This window comes from Methanobrevibacter filiformis, assembly GCF_001639265.1.
Classification (GTDB): domain Archaea; phylum Methanobacteriota; class Methanobacteria; order Methanobacteriales; family Methanobacteriaceae; genus Methanacia; species Methanacia filiformis.
Genome location: NZ_LWMT01000111.1, coordinates 1 through 2,799 on the forward strand (window position 1 = coordinate 1; position 2,799 = coordinate 2,799).

At 32.5% G+C, this 2,799-nt stretch carries 3 protein-coding genes; all 3 read right to left on the reverse strand.

Annotation, left to right across the window (positions count from 1 at the left end; translation table 11 throughout):
- Window positions 1-152 precede the first annotated feature (152 nt).
- The gene (locus MBFIL_RS10500; protein ID WP_157078639.1) at window positions 153-296 is read right to left on the reverse strand and encodes a hypothetical protein; all 144 of its coding nucleotides are present in this window, start codon (window positions 294-296) and stop codon (window positions 153-155) included.
- A gap of 185 nt (window positions 297-481) precedes the next feature.
- Complete coding sequence (locus tag MBFIL_RS03780; RefSeq protein ID WP_066971651.1) at window positions 482-1,855, reverse strand: nitrogenase component 1; 1,374 nt, start codon at window positions 1,853-1,855, stop codon at window positions 482-484.
- Between the two features lies 1 nt (window position 1,856).
- A complete protein-coding gene (locus MBFIL_RS03785; RefSeq protein WP_281192473.1) occupies window positions 1,857-2,675 on the reverse strand; it encodes a nitrogenase component 1 in 819 nt (272 codons plus the stop codon).
- Window positions 2,676-2,799 lie beyond the last annotated feature (124 nt).

The window sequence follows — 2,799 nt, forward strand, 5'->3', positions numbered from 1 at the left end:
TGAAAATAGATTATCTAAAATTATTTATCATCAAAGTTTAAGTTTGAAAATAGATTATCTAAAATTATTTATCATCAAAGTTTAAGTTTGAAAATAGATTATCTAAAATTATTTATCATCAAAGTTTAAGTTTGAAAATAGATTATCTAAAATTATTTATCATCAAAGTTTCTGTTAATATAAGCTCCGTCAATATCATCTTCTTTAGCAGATGACCAGCCACAAGGACAATCATAAACAATTTTACCATTAACTTCTTCTTCAGCACATTCAAGTCCGCAAACAGGGCATATCATACTTAAATACCTCCAATAAAAATTATCATATACTAATTATTTTAAAAAAATTCTTAATAACAATATTTTTAATAAATATATTTAATTATTATTATAATAGTATATATAATTTATTAATAAAAAGAATAAAAAGTAATACTATATGTAATACTATATAATACTAAATATAGCTACATACTAAGTATCTATAATGGACCTACAAATGTGCCTATTAAATCTTCAAATAGTGTTAAACAACCATCATATCCAGCAAAATTATGAAGTAATATAGTTTTATTGAATACAGGGAAAGATGCACTGATATGAAGTGCTCCAAAGTCTTCCATTGCAGTTGGTGCTTCAAGAGAACTTGAGAATAAAAATAGGAATGGTCTATCTTTAAAGTTTTCTCTGATATTGTATGTGTCTGCCTCGAAAATTATATCAGGAACTACAGAAGTAGTGAGGTTATCACCTATTTCTTTCGCAATTTCTGCACGGTATTCCTCAGGAGGATTATCAGTTATTTGGATAACATCTGGAAGATATCCTATTTCATTTGTAAGGAAATTTGTTATTCCAACAGCTGTTCCACTATCAGCAGCTACAGCAAAGTAGGAATGTGGTCTGACCAGTATGACTGCATCTGCAGGATATTCCATGAAACGATAAGTTCTGTCTTCTTCAGCTGCTATAAAATCTTCAACAGTTTCAGATGGAACATTAAGCTTTTCAGCGATTTTTCTAAGAAAGACTCCAGTTTGTTTAGGACCTACTGGAACACTTGGGAAAGTTATAAATGGAGTTCCAAACTTATCTTCAAGTTTAGCTGCTGCTGCATGTCCATTCCATGGAGAGACTACAATATTGTATTCTGCAGCAGGTATTTTTTCAATGTGTTCTAATCCATTTTTTTCAGTAAATATGATATTAGCTTCAATACCTATTTTTTCAAGAAGATTTTTAATTGTTAAAAGTTCACCTTTCCAAAAGACATGATTGTATGGAACTACACCAAATATATTAACTAATTTTTCTTGTTTTTCTTTTGGAATAAGTAATTGTTCAATAATTGCATCCCAAAATAGTTCATATCCTTCAAATGAACTACCACTGAATCCTGGTGCATTAACATGAACAATAGGTGCTTTATCTCTAAATTCACCTACAATCGCATCAACATCATCTCCTATAAGTGATGGAACACAACCAGATATTACTACAAAGAGATCGGAATTAAATACTTCTATTGTAGATGCTATTAAATTTCTGAGTTTTTCTTCTCCTCCAAATATAACATGTTCCTCTACAAGACAGGAACAAGGCGTACTTGTACCTCCTTCATTACCTCCAGCAGATTGACCTCCAGCATATAGTGTTCCGAATAGCTGACCAATACCACAACCTGCTCCAGAATGAAGTATAGGTACTGCACCTCTTATTCCAAGTGTAGTACCATAAGCACCAGATAATGCACAGCTATAACGAGGTGCCTCTACTGATTCACCCTCATAAGAGTTAAGTTGTATTGATGATGACTCATGTTTATTTAAGTTTTCTAATTTTGCTTCATCAGACATGTTATTTCCCCTTCTCTTCTTTTTCAAGATAATAAAGTGGATCAGGTTGTTCATACCACCAATCTTTGTAGCTTCTCTCTGTTTTTTCACTTAATACTTTCTGATAAGATCTGTTTTTAAAGGATTGTAATAAAAAGTCTCCAAATGCTACAGCTCCAGCATATCCACTTTGAGCACTCCATGGATCGGCATCTCCTCTAAGTGAGTGTATTCTGGTAATATTATTATCACGTTCCCAACTACCTCCTTGGAAAGGACAAGTAAGGGCTAAATCAGGATTAAGTTGTTGAGTGATGTTTGCTTGCTCTGCTGCTTGGAAAGTGTTAACCATAAGATCAAAATCACCAACTTGTTCAATAATTTCTTCAAGTTCATCAATTAACAAATTATCAAAATCTTGAGCCATAGCTGCAGGAGATTGCAAACCTAATTCATCAAAGTATGGAAGTTGAGATACAAGCCTTCCTTGACCTAATGATCCTAAAATCTTAGTTTTCTCACCATTAACTCTTAGTTTTTTAAATTCCTCTTTGATTCTTTCAATTTGAGGAACCCATCTTTTATGTTCTTCTTCTATAAGTTTCTCAACTTCTTCCTCTTTTCCTGTGAATTTAGCTATTTGACGAAGCCATTCATCAGTGTTAGATATTCCTGTTGGTGGTGGGTAAAGGAAGAAAGGAACACCATATTCCTCTTTTAAACCTCTTGACAAGTAATCAGTGTATGTTGGACAAATTGGTGCGGTTACAGCAGCTTCTCCAAGTTGCTCAAAGTCTTCAACTGTTGCAAATTCTGGGATGAAATTCACCCTAAGACCCACAGCTGTTAAGTTAAGGATTTTTCATGTTAGATATGTAGTGTGTAATGTTGTGATGTTTTTTGTTTATATTCTTATTTTTCTTTTAGCATGTTTTTTATTCTTGATATTGTTAGTCTTGTGTGTC